Raw genomic sequence first — 18,746 nt, forward strand, 5'->3', positions numbered from 1 at the left:
GTCAGTCCTCCTTGGTGGTGGCGGAACGATCGCGGTGCGCGTGGTGCTCCACCCAGTCGACGATGCGCCGGTTGAAGTCCCGTCGATGCGAGGGACGACCGTCCACGATGAACGTGTGCGACGCGTCCGGGTACAGCACGAGCCGGCTGGGCACGCCCATCCGGCGCAGCGCCGTGAACCACTGCTGCGCCTGCCCGAGGGGACAGCGCAGGTCGGCTGTGCCGTGCAGGATCAGCGTGGGCGTGCGTACGTGATTCACCTGCGCCAGTGGTGACATGGCGGCGAGCCGGTCGTGGTCGCGCCAGGAGTGGCCGCCGAACTCGTGGAGAGCGAGGGACTGTCCGTCGTCCGAGCTGCCGGCCATGCTGACCGGATCGGTGACGGGGCCGCCCGCGACCGCCGCCGCGAACCGGTTGTCGCGGCTGGTCAGGTAACAGGTCAGATAGCCGCCGTAGCTGTAGCCGGCCACGGCCAGCCGCCGTGGATCGGCCACGCCCTCGGCGACCAGGTCGTCGAGCGGTTCAAGGAGGTCCCGGGCGTCCGCGCTGCCCCACGCGCCGAGGGCCGCGGTGTAGAACCGCTCGCCGTAGCCGTCGCTGCCGCGGGGGTTGAGCAGCAGCACCGACCAGCCGCGCGCGACGAGTTCCTGGTGGTAGAGGTGGGTTTCGTCCGCGGCGGCGTTCCACGCGTTGTGCGGTCCGCCGTGGATGTCCAGGAGCAGCGGCTGCGGGCCACGCGCGTCCGGGTCCCGGATCAGCCAGCCGGAGACCCGGGTGCCGTCGGAGACGGTGAACTCCCGTTCGACGCGCGGGTACGGCCGTACGTCCGCGAGGGACGCGCCATGGCCGGTGCGCACGCGCGGTGCGCCGCCTGCCAGGTCCACGGTGACAATCTCGCCGTACGACGTCGGCGTCGCGAGGACGACCGCGGCCGTGCCCGCGGCCGCGGACAGTCCGGAGACGACTTCTCCGGTGCCGCCGAGCACGTGCCGCACGGGGCCGCCGGTGACGTCCACCGCGTACAGCCGGGTGCATCCGCGGTCGCGGGCGCAGAACAGTACGGTGCGGCCGTCGTCGGTCAACCGCGGTGCCGCACCCGGGTATCCGGTGCCGCCGGGCATGACGTTGCGGTCCAGCGGCGCCGCGAGATCCACCACATCGCCCCCGGCCGTCGGCACCCGAAGCAGCCCGGCGTGCCCGGGGGAGCCGCCGACCGTGCCGACCGTCAGCAGCGCCCTGCCGTCGCCGGTCCAGGCCACCGGGCCGGCGCACAGGTCGGCCGGGCCGACCCGGCGGGGGCTCGCCTTCTCGTCGGTCGCGTCGAGGACATGGAGGGGGACGCGCAGGGTGAGGTCGGTGTCCGGTCCGGGCGCGGCGGCGAAGGCCAGTCGGGTGCCGTCGGGTGACCAGGCCGGGGTGCCGGCATGCCAGTCGCCGCCGGTGGCCTGCCGGCACCGCCCTTCCACGAGGTCGAGGACGTGGACGTGCCTGCGGACGGAGCGCAGCAGGCCGGTGCCGTCGGCCTGGTAGTCGAGCCGCTCGGCCACGACGGGCGCCGCTTCTCGCCGGCGCCGGGCGGCGTCGTCCTCGCCCTCGACCGCGGTGGGGTCCACGGGCGCGCTGAACGCGAGGCGCGTGCCGTCGGGGCTCCACACCGGTGCGCCCGCGCCGAGCGGCAGCCGGGTGAGCTGCCCGGGTTCGCCGCCGTCGGCCCGCAGCAGCCACAGCTGCGGCGGTCCGGCCGCGTCGCCGGGTGCCCGCAGGAAGACGAGCCGGGTGCCGTCCGGCGACCAGACGGGCGAGGTGTCCGCGGGGCCCGTGGTGAGCCGCCGCGGCGGTTCTTCGCCGGACACCCGCCACAGTGAACGGTGGTCGCGGTCGGCTCGCGTGTCCGACGTCCTGAGGACATAGGCCAGTCGGTCGCCGGCCGGGGAGAGCGCCGGCTGCTCGGGGACGGCCAGGCCGTGCAGGTCGTCGATGCGGGGGCGGCGGGTCACGGCGCGGTGTCTCCTCGCTCGTCGGTGGAGAGGGCTGCCACGGCAGGTGCGGGCAGGGCCACCGGTCCGCCGGGGAAGTGGCAGGCGGTGTGGTGGGGGTGGTCGCGGCCGGGCTCGGTGGTGCGGCACACGTCGCGGCCGGGCAGGACCAGCGGGCCGACCGGGCAGCGTGGGTGATAGCGGCAGCCGGCCGGAGGACGGTGCGGGTCGGCCGGTTCCGCGTCGCGCACCACACGCGCGGACGGCTCGTCGGACTCGTCGGACTCGTCGGCGAGGGTGTGCCGGGCGTCGGGCACGGATGCGAGCAGGTCGCGGGTGTAGGGGTGCTGGGGGTCGGCGAGCACCTCCCGCGTCGGGCCGTGCTCGACGATCCGGCCCAGGTACATCACCGCGATACTGCTCGCGACGTACCGTACCGCCGCCAGGTTGTGCGAGATGAACAGCATCGACACACCGAGGTCGCGTTGCAGGTCGCGCACGAGGTTGAGCACGGTGCCCTGGACGGACACGTCCAGCGCCGACGTGATCTCGTCGGCGACGATCACGTCGGGCCCGGCGGCCAGCGCCCGGGCGATCGCGACGCGCTGCTGCTGCCCGCCGGACAACTGCCTCGGATACAGGGCCGCCCGGTCGGGGGCGAGCCCGACGCGTTCGAGGAGCCGGGAGACCTCCTGCTGTCGATCGGACTTCGCGGCGCCTGCCGGTTTCGGACCGCCCGCGAATCGGCGGGGCAGGGTCTCGGCGATGGACGCGCCGACCGTCATCCGCGGATCGAGCGAGGCGTACGGGTCCTGGAACACCATCTGTACGGGCCGACGGGCGCCGGTCCGCTGCCGGGGGGACTCGCCGCCGAGCAGGATCCGTCCGCTGTGCACGGGGAGGAGGCCGACCGCCGCGCGGGCCAGGGTCGATTTGCCGGACCCCGACTCGCCGACCAGGCCGACGATCTCCCCGGCGGGGACGGTCAGGTCCACTCCGTCCACCGCCGTGAAGCCGCCGCGGCGGCTGCCGTAGCGCACGCTGACGCCCTCGAAACGCAGTTCTCTCATGACCGTTCTCCAGCCTCAGCCGTATCGGCCGCCGGTTCCGCGGTGGGTCGCGGTCCGGGATCGGTCCCGGTACCCGCGTGCCAGCAGGCGACCCGCCGGCCGTCCGCGTCGGTCTCGACCGGCGGTTCCTTCCGGTGACATCGCTCGTCCGCGAGCGGGCAACGCGGTGCGAAGGCGCAGCCCGTCGGCAGCGCGGCCGGGTCGGGGAGCCGACCCGGGATGACCGGCAGCGGGCGGTGTGTGTCGCTGTGCAGGCCGGGCACGGCCGCCACGAGCGCCCGGCTGTACGGGTGCCGCGCCCCGGTCGCCAGCTCGGCCGCCGGGAGTTCCTCGACGATGCGGCCGGCGTACATGACCAGGACCCGGTCGCAGACCTGTCCGACGACCGTGACGTCGTGACTGATCAGCAGGGTCGCGACGGCGTCGGAGCGCCGGACCGAGTCGATCAGCCGCAGTACCTGTCGCTGCACGGTGACATCGAGCGCGGTCGTGGGCTCGTCGGCCACGAGCAGTGCCGGGGAGCCCATCATGCCCATCCCGATCATGGCGCGTTGCAGCATGCCGCCGGAGAACTCGTGCGGGTACTGGCGTGCCCGGCGTCCGGCGGCGGGGACGCGCACCGCGCGCAGCCGGTCGACCGCGCGGGCGGCGGCGTTCCGCCGGTTCAGGCCGCCGTGCCGCCGGGACACTTCGGCGAGCTGGCCGCCGACGCGGAGTGCGGGGTTGAAGGAGGTCGTCGGGGACTGGAACACCATCGCGAGGGACGAGCCGAGCAGCCGCGCGTGGTCGCGGGGTGTACCGCTGAGCAGGTCGGTGCCGAGGAACGTCAGCCGCTCGGCGTCGACCCGGACGCGCTCGTCGAGGAGTCCGGCGACCGCCAGGACGGTCAGGGACTTGCCCGAGCCCGACTCGCCGACGATGCCGATGGCCTGGCCACGGCCGATGCGGAAGCCGACGCCCCGGACCGGGCGTACCGGACCGTCGGCGCCGGGGACGGTAACGGTCAGGTCGCGGACGTCGAGGACGAGATCCGCGCCGGCTCCGCCCGGGGTGGCTCGGCCCGCGTCGGAGCGCGAGGTCCGGCCGGCGTCGGACGTCGCGCGTCGCGCCGGCCGGCCGAGGGGGGTGAGCTGTCCGGTGGTGGCCGGTCCTACGCGCTTGGCGACCGCCTCGCCGAACAGGTTGAACGCCAGTCCCGCGACGACGATGGCGATGCCGGGTGCCAGGGCTGCCGCCGGGTGGACGTAGATGCCGTTCAGACCGTCGCCGAGCAGCCGCCCCCAGTCGTAGGACGCCCCCTGCACCCCCAGCCCGAGGAACGACAGCGCGGCGAACGCCAGCAGCGCGGAACCGGCGCCGATGGTGGCGTTGACGACGAGCGGTTCGGCGATGTTCGGCAGCACGTGCCGCAGCAGCAGCCGGAGCCTGCCCACGCCGGCGATCCGGGCGGCGGCGACATAGTCGCGTTCGACGACCCCGGCGACCAGGGTCTGCGTCAGCCGGGCGAACCCGGGGGCGGCGGCGCATCCGATCGCCAGCACCGCGCCGGTGGTGCCGACCCCGAAGATCACCGCGAAGAACAGGGCCAGAAGCAGTCCGGGGAAGGCGACCGCGATGTCGACGACGGTCGCGACGAGCCGGGCCGCGCGCCGCCCGACGAGCACCGCCGCGGTCCCCAGCAGCAGCCCCGTGACGACCGCGATGCATGTGGCCACCAGCGCCAGCCCCACCGACAGACGGGTGGCGACGAGGACGCGCAGGAACAGGTCACGGCCGAGGTTGTCGGTGCCCGCCCAGTGGGACGGCGAGGCACCCTCCAGCAGGATGTCGGTGTTGACCGCCGCTGCCTGGTCTCCCCATACCGGCGGTGCGATCACCGCCAGGACGAGGACACCACCGAGCAGCAGGCCGGCGCCCGCCCCGACCGGGGTGCGGAGCACGGGGAGCCAGTCGGCGGACCGGCCACCGCGACGAGGTCCGGCCGGGCGCCGCCCGGCGGGGGAAGGTGTTCTCATGGCCATCGCTCAGCTCTCCCGGATCGTCGCCGAATGCGGGTCGAGCAGCGCCACGGCCACGTCGACCACCACGTTCACCAGTAGCACTCCGAGGCCGTAGACCAGGACGATGCCCTGTACCAGCGGATAGTCCTTGGCCAGGATGGAGTGGACGATGGTGTTGCCCAGTCCCTGCCAGGCGAAGACGTTCTCCACGAGCACGGACCCGGCGACCATCGAGCTGAGCAGCAGCCCGCCGACGGTGATCGTCGCTGTCAGCGCGTTCGGCAGCGCGTGCCGCACATGGAGGGCGGCGGCGGACAGCCGCTTGGCGCGGGCGGTACGGATGTAGTCGGCCTCAAGCACCGTCACCATCTGCACCCGCAGCAGCCGGGCCAGCACCGCGGCCGTCCCGACAGCCAGGGACAGCACGGGCAGCACGTACGAACTCGCCCCCGCGCTCCCGGCCACCGGCAGCCAGCCCAGGCTCACCCCGAACACGTAGACGAGCACCACCCCGAGCAGGAAGTCGGGGATCGTGCCGAGCACCACACTCGTCCCGGTGAACCCCAACTCGGCGCGCCGGGCCCGGCCACCCCGGGTGAGCACGCCCATCAGGACGCCGACCGGCACCGCGATGACGACCGCGACCGCGAACGCCGTCAGGGTGAGTTGCAGCGTCGCGGGCAGCCGATCGCCGATCACCCGCGAAGCCGGCAGGTTGAAGGTCATCGAGGTGCCCAGATCGCCGCTGAGGACGTCCCGCAGATAGTGGACGTACTGCACCGGCAGCGGGTTGTCGAGCCCCAGATCGGCGCGGCGCGCGGCGACCAGGGAAGCGGGCGCGGTCGGGCCGAGCGCGGCGCGGACCGGGTCGCCCGGGATGAGGTGGATCATCAGGAACGCCGCCGTGACCAGCACCCACAGCGACAGGACCAGTCGGCCCGCGCGGCGCGCCGCGAAGCGCACCCAGGTGTTGCCGGTCAACCGGGCCGTTGCGGGGGCTGGTGGTGCCTGGTTCAAGTCGGTCACGGCCGTCCTTGTCTCTCCGGTCGGCGGGCGGGGCCTGCTGGGGTTGGGGTGTGCGGATGCGCCGCGATCAGCGGGCGCGCATCCGGATGCTGGTGGGGACAAGGGCACCGGCGTACTCGAACGTGGCGCCGCTGCCGAACGTCTGGATGGCCTGGTTGGCGAACGGAATCACAGCGGCGTCCTCGACCAGGGCGCTCTCGGCCGCCAGCCACCGCGGGCAGCCCTCGGTACCGGGGATGCTCGCGGCGTGCGCGACGCCGGCGCGGTAGTCGGCGTTGTCGATGTGCGCGAAGTTGGTACCGGCCGGCGGCACGGGCCCCGACAGGAACGGAACCATCTGGTCGGGCGAGCCCGGGACCAGCGCCTCCCAGACGATGTCCCAGTCGCCCGTGGTGAAGAGGGTCTGCCCGATACGGGTCAGGTCCTGCGGGCGGCTGATGATTTTCACGCCCAGCTTCTGCCAGATCTGCGTGGCGAGTTCGGCCGCCGCCGTCCCGCTGGAGCCGAGGAGGCTGGTGTCGAAGGCGAACGTGAGCGCGAGCTCGCGGCCGTTCTTCTCCCGTACGCCGTCGCCACCGGCTTTCCAGCCCGCGGCGTCCAGGAGCCGCTCGGCCGCGTCCGGGTCGTGTGCGGGCAACGCCTTCGTGATGGAGTCGCCGGGGCAGACAAGCGGTTCGGCGGCGGTGAACGTCGTGGGCACGGCGCCCTTGGCCATGGTGAGCACCTTGCGCAACTGAGCCAGGTCGAGCGCCTGCGTCAACGCCCGGCGTACCGGGGTTTCCGCCGTCGGGCGGCCCTTGGCCTGGTTGAACCACATCTCCCCCGTGACCGTGGGCGACTTGGCGGCGAAGAGGTGCGCCCCCTCCAGCCGGGAGGTGTCAGCGCCGGTGACGGTGGCGGCGTTCAGCGCACCGGAGAGCAGGAGGTTCGCGGCCGTGGTCTGCTGGGGGACGATCCTGGCGACGACCGTGTCCGGCAGTCCCTTCGTGGCGGTGCCGATGCCGTCCGGGCCCCAGGTGTAGCCGGACCGCTTCCGGAACGTGTACTCGTTTCCGGCCACGGACTTGGTGAGCCGGTACGGGCCGGTGCCGAGGGTCTCGTGCGCCAGCGACGACCGGTCCCGCATGCCCTTCGCGCACACCATCGGCAGCGCCGCCAGGCCGTGGAGAACGAACGGGGCCCGACCGGCCAGGGTCATCGTCACCGTACCGGCGGCGGTGTCGGCCGTGGCCTGGGCGCCTACCGGGAGGAAGACTCCGAGCAGCGGGCTCTTGTTCCCGGGATCGGCGACGTAGTTGATGTTGGCGGCGGCGTCGGCGGCGGTGAACGCGGAGCCGTCGGAGCAGGTGACGCCCTTGTGCAGGCTCAGGACGACCTTCTTGTCGGTCGCCTTCCAGGTGGTCGCCAGACCGGAGACGAGCTTGCCGTCGGCGTTCGAGTTGAGCAGGTGGTCGTAGGCGAACTGGCCGATCTGGGTCGCCGTGGCCAATGCCGACGCCTGCGGATCGAGATTTCCCGGGTCCGAGTCCAGGGCGAACGTGAACGTCCCGCCGTCGACGATCTTGCCGGTCCCGGTCACCGTGCCGGTGCCGCAACCGGCCAGCACCATCGCGCCGGCACATGCCCAGGCGCCCACTGCGCTCGGTCTCATGTCCTCCTACCTCCTCCAGTGGTCGTGACCGGCCGAAAATGGCTGGTGTGTCATGGTGCCCGAGGCGCCGGGCGTGGTGTTGGTACCGGCAGACGAGAACGCCCCGGGCCGCTCGTCGTCACGGACAGGGGCCCGGACCGCGGGCGGTGCCACCGCTCCCGTGACGGGAGGGTGCGAACCCCGGCGCGGCTTTTCGTCGGCGCGCACGAGGTGCCCGCGGCCCTCGGCTCCTAGCCTCCATCCCCTCGGGGCCTGTCCGCCCCCGAACGCCGGACAGGCCCTGGCCGACGGGACAACCCCGCCGGTCCTGTTCTCAAGGAGCCCCTGTGTATGTCTGAGCTTCCCGGCACCTCCACCGACGCGCCGGCGACGCCGTTCGCCCGCTGGCTGCGCGACACCGACGAATCCGGTCCACGGCGGTTCGAGACCGGCATCCCCGTGCGCGACGGCGTCGAACTCGCCGCCGACGTCTACCTTCCCGAAGGCGACGGGCCCGCGCCCGCGATCGTGACCATCACACCGTACGGAAAGGACAGTGTCGGCTTCGCCACCGACGAGGCACGCTTCTACCAGCGGCACGGGTACGTGTTCGTGGCGGTCGACGTACGGGGACGCGGCAAGTCGCAGGGCACCTGGGTGCCGTTCGCGCATGACCCCGACGACGGCTACGACGTCGTCGAATGGGTCGCCGCGCAGTCCTGGTGCACCGGCAATGTCGGAATGACCGGCCTGAGTTACATGGGCTGGACCCAGTGGGCGGCGGCCTCGCGCAGGCCCCCGCACCTGACCTGCATGGTCTCCACGTCAGCGGCCGGCCGCTGGCAGCAGGAGATCCCGTTCACCAACGGTGCCTTCCAGCTGTACTTCGCCTGGTGGGCGTTTGCCACCCGCCGCCGCATCTCCGAGATCCACGCCATGGCCGCCATGGACTGGGACCGCCTCCTGCCCACCCTGCCCTACGACGCCATCGGCACCGAACTCGGCATCCCGCAGGACAACTGGCGGCTGCTCACCCGCCAGGACCGCCTCGACGACTTCTGGCAGGCGCTGCGCTTCGACGACCGCTACGACCGCATCGACATCCCCTGCCTGCACGTCACCGGCTGGTACGACCTGGAGGACCTGCTCGGCGCGTTCCACCACTACGAACACATGGCCGCGGCCTCCCCGGCCGCCGACTCGCAGTATCTGCTGGTCGGACCATGGAGCCACCTCAAGTCCCGCTACCCCGACCGCTATTACGCCGGCCGTGACCTCGGCCCGGACGCGGCCTGGGACATGGACGCCGAGCATCTGCGATGGTTCGACCACTGGCTGAAGAACAAGGGGCCGGGGCTGGACGACGTGGCCAGGATCCGGCTCTTCGAGCCCGGCACCGACCGGTGGCGTACGCCGGACACCTGGCCGATGGCGACGTCCGAGCGGTCCCTGTTCCTGGGCCACCAGGACGAGGAGGGTGTCCTGACCGTCACCGCTCAGGAGCAGGAGTCCTCGACCGCCTACCGGTACGACCCTGCCGACCCGGTGCCGACCCAGGTGGATGTGCGGGCCTATCCGGTCGAGGACGTGCCGCTGCTGCAGGATGTCAACGAGGCCCGCCCGGACGTCCTGACCTTCACCGGTCCGTCGCTGGAGACGGAGACCAGGATCTCGGGATGGGGCCGCGTCGAACTGTTCGCGTCGTCCGACTGCGACGACACCGAGTGGCACGTGAAGCTCTGCGACGTCCACCCGGACGGCCGGTCCTACAAGGTCACCCAGGGCTGTCTGCGCGCCGCGTGCCGTGACTCGCCGGCCGAACCGGCTCCGCTGACGCCGGACGAGATCACCGGGTTCACCGTGGAACTCTGGCCGACCCAGCATGTGTTCCTGCCCGGCCACCGGGTGCGGGTAACTGTCACCAGCAGCGACTTCCCGTGGTTCGCCCGCAGTCTGAACCGGTTCGGTGTGGTGGCGACCCAGGCGGACGCACGTGTCGCCCTCAACACCGTCGCGCACGGCGGGGACCACCCGAGCAGGCTGGTGCTGCCGGTGGTGGACGCGGCTGCGCGGTAACCCGAGCGGCGTCGCCTCCCGGGCCGTCGGGCCGGGGCGACGCCGCATCGTTCCTTCACCGTGTCAGGCGCCGGTCCGCCCGACCGGTGTGCAGGTACTGGGCGTGGCCGGCGCCGTCGTCCCCGACGAACGTGTGCGGCATGTGCACCCCCGCCTCGGCCCGGGCGGCGAGCAGGGTGTCGCCGCGCAGGTGCAGCAACTCGTAGCGCTGCGGCGTCATGCCCAGGCCCACGGCGACCGGGGTCGGCCTCTGGTCCACCCAGATACGGCCCTCGGCGTCCTGGCCGACCGTGCTCTCGGCCATCCGGGAGGCATACGTGCCGACGTACCGCGTGGCGTCCACGCGGCGGGGTTCGGCCGACGGGACCGGGTACTTCGGAACGGTCACACCGGCGAGCTCGCCCAGGATGTGCGCGAAGACTGTCTCGAACAGCGGGATCACCTCACCGCCGTTGGTGAGCAGTGCGACCGCCACGCCCCGCTCGGGCACCACCCGCAGGAAGGCACGCTGCCCGATGGTGCCACCGTCATGGCCGACCACCCGGCCGCCCGGCCAGTCGAACAGCTCCCAGCCAAGACCCCAGGACGTGTCCGTGCCCAGATACGGCACATCCACCTGGCGTTCCCGCATCGCCCGTACGCTCGCCCCGCTCAACGCGCGGTGGCCCGGGGCCATATGAAGCCGGGCGAAGGCGATCAGGTCGCGCGGGCTCATGGCCAGCATGGCCCCTGCGGCCACGTTGGACCGGGTGATGGACCAGACCGGCGCCGGCTGGGGCTCGGCCCCCGGTTCTGCGGTGAGGTGGCCGACGGCGGCGCGGTGCAGGATCGCCTCGTAGGGGCTCGCGGCAGCGTGACGGAGGCCGAGCGGCGCGAAGAGAAAGCGGCGCAGGCACTCGTCGTACGACGCACCGCGCAGAACCTCGACGATGCGGCCCAGGACGCAGTAGCCGGCGTTGTTGTACGAGAACATCTCCCCCGGTCCGAACAGCTGGGGCACATCGGCGAGCGTGGCCACGTACTTCTCCACACAGTCGTCGCCGACACCGGTGTCCGTGAAGATGTCACCCTCGAACCCGGCCGTATGGGACAGCAGTTGGCGTACGGTGACGGCCGCCGCCGCGGCGTTGTCGGCCAACACGAAGTCGGGCAGGTAACGGCGCACCGAAGCGTCAAGGTCGATTCGGCCCTCGTCGACCAGCTGCATGACCAGGGTGGCTGTCCAGACCTTGGTGATGGAGCCGATCTGGAACACCGAGTCGGTGGTCGCCTCGACGCCGGTCGCCCTGCTCAGCACGCCGGTGGCGAAGTCGACGGTCTCATCGCCGACGCACACCGCGATGGCGGCGCCCGGAACCTGGTGCTCGGCCAGCAGGGCGGGCAGCCTCGCCCGGATCCACGTCTCGACATCGTTCGGATTCGCCATGAGGGAGCCCTCCAACCAGGAACTCTTGCGGTCACCGGATGGTAGACGCGGCCGCGACGGCGAAATTCGTGCCGCCGCACGATTCCGCGCCCACACGTTCGTGCGCGCGGCGCTCTGCGGCCCGGGACGTTCTGTGGCCCGGAGCGCTCTGTGGCCTGGACGGTGCAGACCTTCGGACGGCGGACCTCGCGACGGTGCGGCAGTCGTGTCCGTCAACACAGTCGGCGGAACGACCGACAACGGCGGAATCTTCGGACCCGGACGGACTCACACCAAACCAACAACGAACCTCCGACCCAGGTCCTCAGCGCACCGTCAGGCGCCGCAGGTGTGCCACCGAGGTGTGCGCCCCCTCGGCCTCGATACTGACGTAGCGCGCCGTCCCGGAGACGGTCAGGCGGCGCAGGCGGCCCCGCCCGGTGAGGAGCCCGGCGTTCCGGTAGGTGATGCCATCCGTGCTGAGGCCGACCGTCGCGCCCGGCACCGGGCCGGCCGTCCACTCGGCCTCCGCCAGACGGACCGGGAGGGGCGCGCCGAGGTCCACCACCATGCGGCCTCGCGCGCCGGGCCGCCACGCCGTACGGGCGTCGCCGTCCACCGCCGCCGCCGGGTCGGACATGCCCTCCGGCAGCGGGCTCGTGGGGAAGACGGTCCTGCCGAGGGCCAGATCGTCGTACGGGTGTGCGGCGGCGCCGGCCAGGACGACGGTGATCGTACGGTCCGCCCTGACCACGGCGGTCTTTCCGTGCCCCTGGGCCTGGACGCGTACGGCGCAGGAGGCCCCGGACAGGCGCAGGGTCGCACCGTCGACGACCTCGACCCGCAGGCCCGGCGGCAGCGGTCGGCCCGTGAGGGGGGTGAGTGTGAAGCGCGGGGCCAGCACGATCGCCGAGGCGGCGGCCAGGGCTGCCTCGAGAACGGTGCCGTCGGCGGTCAGTCGCTGGACGCCCTCGAAGACCACCGTCTCCGTGCCGGTACGGGGGATCGCGATCCGCGTCCTGACGGACTCGCCGGACAGGTTGAACAGGGTCAGGTGCCCGTCCGTCAGCGTGGTGCGGACCTCGGCGGCCTCCGCCGAGGGGGTGGGGCGCCGGGATATCGTGCGCAGCTCTCCGGCCGGTGTGCCGGGGAAGCCCTCGACGAGGAGAGGCGCCGCCGGCCCGTCGCCGAGGACGATCCTGTCGTCGTAGACGCCGATTGGGTGCCGGCCGTCACGCACCACCAGCCCCGCGCGGCCCTCGACATCGAGCCAGCCGCCTCTGCTGCTCACCGCCGGCGCCGGCCCGGTCACCAGGTCCTTCCACTCCTGGCCGTCCGGGGAACCCTGGACGCGGTAGGCGCGGCCCGCCGCCGCCTCCCAGCGCAGGGTGGCCTGGCCGATCAGGCGCTCGACGCCGAGATCGACGGCCAGCCAGCTGTCGGCGCGCGGGCGTTCGGCCCTCGACACCGCCCAGCGCGTGGAGAGGTCGCCGTCCACGGCGAGGGCCGCACCCCTGCCGGTGTCGGCCGACGAGGCGGTGGCGGACCGGCCGCGCGCGAGGTCCTCGCCCTGGGGGCCCTCGCGCACCTCGAAGGCGTACAGGGAGTATCCGTAGGCCGGGTCGGGCCGTACTCCGAGCATGCGGACGTGGCGCACCGTCGTGGGGGTGAAGGCGAGGTCGTCGACCCGCGCGACGGGTGTGGCGGGGGAGGTGTCGCCGGCCCGGACGGTCGCCTCGCCCTCCTCGAAGCGGTAGGTGCGCGCGCCGTCGAGCCCCGGTATGCCGGGCATCGTGAGGTTGTGCACGTCGAGGCAGCCCTCCGCGTCGGCGATGCCGCTGCTCGCGTAGACGACCGCGCCGGTCGGCAGTGTCGCGAACCCGGCCCAGCCGCCGTCCAGCCGCAGCACCGTCGCGCCGGCGTCGAAGCCGTCGCGCGGGGACTCGTAGAGGCGTACGGTACGGCTCTGGACCCGCGCGCCGGTGGCGGGCAGGAACATCGGGGTCGCGCCGCTGATCCGGAACAGCCAGTCGTCGTGCCCCGGCTGCCAGGCGAACTTCACGAATCCCGGCTTGGTCACCGCACCGGCCCACGCGGCACGCGACTGGTGCGACACCAGCCCGGGGCCGCTCCCGAAGTCCGTGACACCGGAGGCGTGCGCGAACAGCTCCTCGCGCGACAGCGCCGTCACGGGGCGGCCGGAGGACGCCGCCCACACATGCAGCAGATAGCTGATCGCGATCTCGGCGCGTGCCTCCGGCTCGTACTTCGGCTCCCCCGAGAACTTCGCCATCCGGTACGCCGGCGGGTACTGCTGGTACGCCTCCAGCCGCGACGCCAGCTCCTGCTCCGCGCGCGCCGCGGCCCGGTCGCGCATCACCTGGGAGAGGAAGGCGAGCGGGATGACGTCCCTGCCGTAGAGGTGCTCGCGGTCGTTGACCATCGGCATCAGCGGCACGCCCGCGTCGCCCATGACACCGAGCAGCGTGCGCCACAGCGGCCCGCCGTTCGGCTGCCGTACGAGGACCTGCGGCAGGGGTCGTCCGGCCGCGAGGAAGTGCGCGGCGTTGCGGCCGGAGGTGCGCCACAGCTCCGCCTGGTAGTGCGGGCCGAAGGAGCCGTGGTTCTCGACGATGAAGGTGTCGTACAGATTGCGGGCGGTGTTCCGGGAGACGGGGACGCCGTCCACGAGGGCCGGGTTGGCGAGGTCGGCGGGCGGCAGCCCGGCCTCGTTGCGCGACCAGAGGCCGTACCACATGGCCCAGTCGGCGGCGCGGTCGTCGTCGTGGGCCCACGCGAGCGCCGGTGCGAAGGTCTGCGCGTACAGGCCCATCTCCTCCAGCTTGGTGTCGCCGACGTATCCCCCGAGCAGGCCGTTCGTCGTCCAGCTGCCCGAGGCGGGGTCGTTGCCGCTGCCCAACGACGTGGTGTACGCGGCCTGTTCGCGGACGATGGTGTCGACGTTCGTCCGTGTCGTGGTGTCGAGGTCCTCCCACAGAAGCCGGGCGGCGAGGACGAAGTACGACTGGAACGTGGTGTCGAAGAAGAGGGTGCGGCCCCACTCGCCGCCGCCCGTGAGCCGGTTGGACGCGGCGAAGTGGCGGATCGTGGCGAGTGTGCGCCGCTTGAGGGTCTCCCGGTCCGTTCCCGCGCGCGCCGCGTCGTAGCTGCCGTGGGTGAGCAGGACCGCGTGGCCGAGGACCACGGCGAATCCGAAGTCCTGGGCCCGGTAACGGCCCTGGGCCTCGTCCCACTGTGTCTCTGACCACCGGGTGTGGTCCAGGAGCACCCGCAGATAGGTGGCCGCGACGGTGTCCGGGGGCGTGCTCGCGCGCCCCTCCGCCGTGTGCGGGCTCGCGGTCGCGCTGGGCGGAGGCAGGGCGGCAAGCGCGCCCGTGAGGCCGGTGAGATACAGAAAGCGGCGGCGGTCGAGCGGGAGAGGATGCGACACGGAGCGAACCTCGAAGGGTAGACAACGTTGTCAGACAGGTGTCCCATATTCTTCGGCCGCCCCGGTGGGCGCGTCAATGGGTGTGACATCGGCAATGAGGTGCGGCGTGAGCAGGCCGCGGCGGCGGATCATCAGTTCGGCGACGACGATGTTGGGCAGCTGGTCGGCCTGGTGACCGAGGACCGGGGCAAGCGCTACCGGCCAGTCCCGTGGCGCCGCACATGGTCGACTTCGGCCGCGGCGACAAGACGAAGTACTACTAATAATGCGGTGTTTGTGGTGACAGGTGGTCAGTTGGTGGTGGGGCGTGTCCTCGTCAACCCACCCCAGGAAGCGCCCGGCGAGTTCGCGGGTGCGGTCGCCGGAGTCCGCCACGCGCGGAGCGTGGTGATCGCACGGTGGCGGCCCACAGGTGTGGCTGCCGACGCCCGGAGGTGCTTGGATCCGCGTATGAGTGGTGGAGCGGTGCGTCAGATCGGGATCCTGTTGTTCCCCGACGTCGAGGAGTTGGACGCCATCGGTCCCTGGGAGGTCCTGTCGTACTGGAGCCGGAACTATCCCGAGGACGGTTGGGGTGTGTTCTGCATGTCCAGCGACGGAGGGCCTGTTGCCTGTGCGAAGGGCCTGACCGTCCAAGCGCACCACTCGGTGACTGACATGCCGGCGTTGGACGTACTCCTGCACCCCGGTGGCAGGGGAACCCGTCCTCAACTCAAAGACGCCCAGCACTTGGACTGGGTCCGCCGGCAACGCCGGACCGTACCGCTGATGACCAGCGTGTGCACCGGCTCCCTGGTCTTCGCCGCGGCCGGACTTCTGAGCGATCGCCCTGCCACAACACACTGGGCTTCGCTGGATCTGCTCAGAGAACTCGACCCGACGATCACCGTGCGCGACGAGGAACGGTTCGTCGACGACGGCGACCTGATCACCTCCGCCGGTATCTCGGCCGGCATCGACATGGCCCTGCACCTGGTCGGTCGGCTGGCCTCACCGGAGCGTGCACGTCAGGTACGCCGGGGCATCCAGTACGACCCGCAGCCACCGGTGTGACCCTGGGGCGCCGTGCTGTCCGCCAACTACGACACTCCGACCGGCACCGTCCCCATTGCTTCTGCCCGGCCTCTACGTTGGGCCGAAGCGCTCAAAGACCTGCCCCGGCGACTCGTCCATCCCCGTCCATCCCCATGGGTCCCACCTCCGACCCACCTGCGAGCAGTCCGGATACAACCCTCGCGGCCCGTCGCGAGTCAGAGACAGCGCGATGAGGTGAGGGCCTTCGCCAAATCGGGCCACTGGAATGACATACGATGCGCGCGACCCACATAAAGATCACATAAGAGGATGCGCATACCATGACAGCCGGCGCCCCATATCGTTCCTTCCGTGGCATATTTGTCGTTGCCGCCCTGCTCCCGATCGGCGCGGTGGGATGCTCGGGCCTCTCCGATGCCGTCGACAGCGCCAAGGACGGCGCGAAGACGGTGGCTCGCCAGCGCTCGGTGTTCTCGCTGGACATCGGCGACTGCTACAACCCGACCGGCAAGGCCACGGAGACCGCGTACGCCGTCGAGATCGTGCCCTGCGACGAGGCGCACGAGGGCCAGGTCGTCGGCGAGTTCGCGATCGACAAGGGCAAGGAGTACCCGGGCGAGGACGGGGTCTCGACGATCGCGGACAATCGCTGCCCGGCCGAGGCGCAGAAGTACGCCGCGGACACCTGGGCGCTCCCCAAGGGCGTCGCCCTCTTCTACTACACCCCGACCAAGGAGAGTTGGGCGACGGGTGACCGCGCGGTGAGCTGCACCTACACCGCGGAGAAGGGCACGTTCAGCGGCTCACTGAACACCGCGAAAACCCTCAAGCCCGAGCAGCACACGTACCTCAAGGGTTCGAACGCCGTCTACGAGGCCCTGTGGGCGAACCAGCCCGAGAAGGACACCGTCGAGGACGACCTCGCCGGCTACAAGGCGCAGGCCAAGGCGGTCACCGCCGCCCTCGACACACACATCAAGGGCATGGACGGCATCGAGGGCACCGAGACCGGCAAGCTCCGCACGGCGCTCACGAAGGCGGCGGGGAACTGGAAGAAGGCCGCGAACGCCGCGGACGCCGACGCCTTCTACATCGCCTACGACTCGGCGTTCACCGGTATCGACCCGAACAAGTCGGTCGCCGCCCGCAAGGAACTGGGCCTGGCCACCACCGTCCCGGCCGACGAAGCCGAGGTCTGGGCGAGCTGACCCCCAGCCGGCGGAACGCGCGGGAAGCGGGACGGCGCCCGGCCCAAGCCACGCAGGTCCGGCGGCCGGCCGTCGCAGCCGTCCGGTCCGTCCAGTCCGTCCGGCGGGTGTTCCGCAACGCAGTCGTCCCACTCGCCACGCCGGACGTCTTCACCACGACGCATCGCCAGGCGCCGGCCGAAGTACCGTCGGCGCTGCCACCCCGGCCGGTGCGGTCAGGAACCCGCTGAAGAAACGGGGGTCGGCCGCGTGTCCGGCCGGGGTGGTGCCCTCTCCCTGGTCTCGGCCGTCACCGCGATCCTCACGGCGTCGACGGCGCTGCTCGTGATCTCCGTCCCCCTGGGGCTGGGCGTCATCACCAGCACGGTCCTGGGCGCTTGTCGTGGTGAGGTGACCACGACATGATCACCGGGCTCCGGGTGGTCATCGGCATGAACGCCCGGTCGGAGGCCGCCAGCCGCTACCGCGCCGCGAGCGAGGAATCGAGGCGCGGAGCCGTGGCCGCCTCGCGCTCGGTCCTGGCGTACGGCAGTCTCAGCCTGCTGCTGTCGGGGGTGTTCCTCGCCGCGCTCCCGACGGCGTCGGGGTATCTCGCCCTCAGCGGGCGCCATCGCCATCGGGCAGCCCGACACCGTATCCACGCCGCGGTGGCATCCGCCCGAGCACGGCGGGCCCTCCCCTGCCCCGTTCTCATCGGCGTCAGATGTCCGTTGTGTGCGCGTAAGTTTCCTGACGGTTAAAATATTTGATCGCTATGGATCAGAACGAACATGAAAGCTAACGTCTCGCTCAAGAAAAATGTTCTCTCGGGCGAGGAGCCGTTGACATGTCATACGTTCACGCGGGCCGCACCCCTGCGCTGCCGGCCTCGCGGAGATCCGGGTGAGCGCCGTGGCGGCCGGCCCCGCCGAGTGCGGCCGGCTGGAGCGGGCCGTCGCCGCCCACGGTGTCGGGCGCCTCACCGGTGTCCGGGAGACCGGCAGCGAGAACGACCGCACCTGGATCGCCGGTACGGAGACGGGCCGGACCGTCGTCATCAAGGAGTTCCCGGCCGCCCCGGCCGGCGCCGCCGCCGCGCGGAAGCAGGCGGCGCTCCTTGCCCATGTCGCGCGGGCCGACCCCCGTCTCCCGGTGCCTCGGGTGCTCGCCGGGGAGAACGGCCGGGCCCTCACCGTCGAGGAGGGAAGGAGCGTGCTCGTCACCACCTTCCGCACCGGCGTCCCGCTGGAGGACGTGAGGCTCGACGAGGCGACCGTCGACTCGCTCGCCGATGTGCAGACGCGGCTCCTGTCGGCTCTCCGTGACGCCGATCCCGGGGACCTCTCCGTCCCCGCGTTCAACGAGTGGTCGCTCGACGCGGTCCTCGACGTCGAGCACCTCATCCCGGTGCACACCCCGCCGTTCCTGCACGCGACGCTGAAGGAGATCGTCGCAGGCTTCCGGGAACACGTCGTCCCGGTGCGCGACGCGCTCCCGGCCCAGGTTCTGCACGCCGACTTCAATCTCTCCAACGTCCTTGTCGAGGACGGCGCCGTCAGCGGGATCATCGACTTCGGTGACGCCGTGCACGCCCCGCGCGTCTACGACATCGCGGTGACGGCCTGCTACCTCGGCCTGGCCCTCGGCGGCCCGGAGCACCCGCTGGTCGCCCGCTACCTCTCGGCGATCGGCCGGGCCTGCGCGCTCGACGAGCAGGAGACCGCGCTCGTCCCGCTCCTCGTCCTGGCACGGGTGGCCCTCGTCATCCTGCTGGGCAGGGAGAGCGCACGACGCGCCCCCGCCCGCGCCGACTACCAGCTCCGTTACGACCATCTGGCCGAGCGCGTCCTCCTCGCCCGGGCCGGACGCACCACCGAGAAGGAAGAGTGAC

11 protein-coding genes are annotated in these 18,746 nt (G+C 72.0%); 4 read left to right on the forward strand and 7 right to left on the reverse strand.

The window, feature by feature from the left end; all coding sequences use genetic code 11:
- Position 1: 1 nt before the first annotated feature.
- The 5 genes from AB0389_RS25910 to AB0389_RS25930 all read right to left on the reverse strand — a co-directional run bounded on the left by AB0389_RS25910 (position 2) and on the right by AB0389_RS25930 (position 7,722).
- Positions 2-1,996, reverse strand: coding sequence for a S9 family peptidase (locus AB0389_RS25910; protein WP_366397878.1), 1,995 nt, complete (start codon positions 1,994-1,996; stop codon positions 2-4).
- Positions 1,993-3,045: an ABC transporter ATP-binding protein gene (locus AB0389_RS25915; protein WP_366397879.1), complete on the reverse strand. Its 1,053-nt coding sequence runs from the start codon at positions 3,043-3,045 to the stop codon at positions 1,993-1,995. The genes AB0389_RS25910 and AB0389_RS25915 overlap by 4 nt, the downstream gene beginning before the upstream one ends.
- Entirely contained in the window at positions 3,042-5,060 is a 2,019-nt protein-coding gene (locus AB0389_RS25920) for a dipeptide/oligopeptide/nickel ABC transporter permease/ATP-binding protein (RefSeq protein ID WP_366397880.1), read from the reverse strand. The genes AB0389_RS25915 and AB0389_RS25920 overlap by 4 nt, the downstream gene beginning before the upstream one ends.
- A gap of 9 nt (positions 5,061-5,069) precedes the next feature.
- The gene (locus AB0389_RS25925; RefSeq protein WP_366397881.1) at positions 5,070-6,071 is read right to left on the reverse strand and encodes an ABC transporter permease; all 1,002 of its coding nucleotides are present in this window, start codon (positions 6,069-6,071) and stop codon (positions 5,070-5,072) included.
- A 67-nt stretch (positions 6,072-6,138) separates the two neighbouring features.
- A complete protein-coding gene (locus AB0389_RS25930) occupies positions 6,139-7,722 on the reverse strand; it encodes an ABC transporter substrate-binding protein (protein ID WP_366397882.1) in 1,584 nt (527 codons plus the stop codon).
- Positions 7,723-8,052: 330 nt separating this feature from the next.
- On the opposite strand from AB0389_RS25930, the gene AB0389_RS25935 reads away from it, so the two are divergent.
- The gene (locus AB0389_RS25935) at positions 8,053-9,777 is read left to right on the forward strand and encodes a CocE/NonD family hydrolase (RefSeq protein WP_366397883.1); all 1,725 of its coding nucleotides are present in this window, start codon (positions 8,053-8,055) and stop codon (positions 9,775-9,777) included.
- A 55-nt stretch (positions 9,778-9,832) separates the two neighbouring features.
- On the opposite strand, the gene AB0389_RS25940 is transcribed toward AB0389_RS25935, so the two are convergent.
- Positions 9,833-11,203, reverse strand: a complete 1,371-nt coding sequence (locus AB0389_RS25940) for a serine hydrolase domain-containing protein (protein ID WP_366397884.1) — start codon at positions 11,201-11,203, stop codon at positions 9,833-9,835.
- Positions 11,204-11,507: 304 nt separating this feature from the next.
- On the reverse strand, positions 11,508-14,633 hold the full coding sequence (locus AB0389_RS25945) for a discoidin domain-containing protein (RefSeq protein ID WP_366397885.1): 3,126 nt from the start codon (positions 14,631-14,633) through the stop codon (positions 11,508-11,510).
- Between the two features lie 99 nt (positions 14,634-14,732).
- Between AB0389_RS25945 and AB0389_RS25950 the strand changes: the two genes are divergently transcribed.
- The 3 genes from AB0389_RS25950 to AB0389_RS25960 all read left to right on the forward strand — a co-directional run bounded on the left by AB0389_RS25950 (position 14,733) and on the right by AB0389_RS25960 (position 18,745).
- Positions 14,733-15,686, forward strand: a complete 954-nt coding sequence (locus tag AB0389_RS25950) for a DJ-1/PfpI family protein (RefSeq protein WP_366397886.1) — start codon at positions 14,733-14,735, stop codon at positions 15,684-15,686.
- Between the two features lie 302 nt (positions 15,687-15,988).
- Positions 15,989-16,876 (forward strand): septum formation family protein, encoded by an 888-nt coding sequence (locus AB0389_RS25955; protein ID WP_366397887.1) that lies wholly within the window; start codon positions 15,989-15,991, stop codon positions 16,874-16,876.
- Between the two features lie 882 nt (positions 16,877-17,758).
- A complete protein-coding gene (locus AB0389_RS25960; RefSeq protein ID WP_366397888.1) occupies positions 17,759-18,745 on the forward strand; it encodes a phosphotransferase in 987 nt (328 codons plus the stop codon).
- The last annotated feature ends 1 nt before the right edge of the window (position 18,746 follow it).

The organism is Streptomyces sp. NPDC093109 (assembly GCF_040701725.1).
GTDB lineage: Bacteria > Actinomycetota > Actinomycetes > Streptomycetales > Streptomycetaceae > Streptomyces.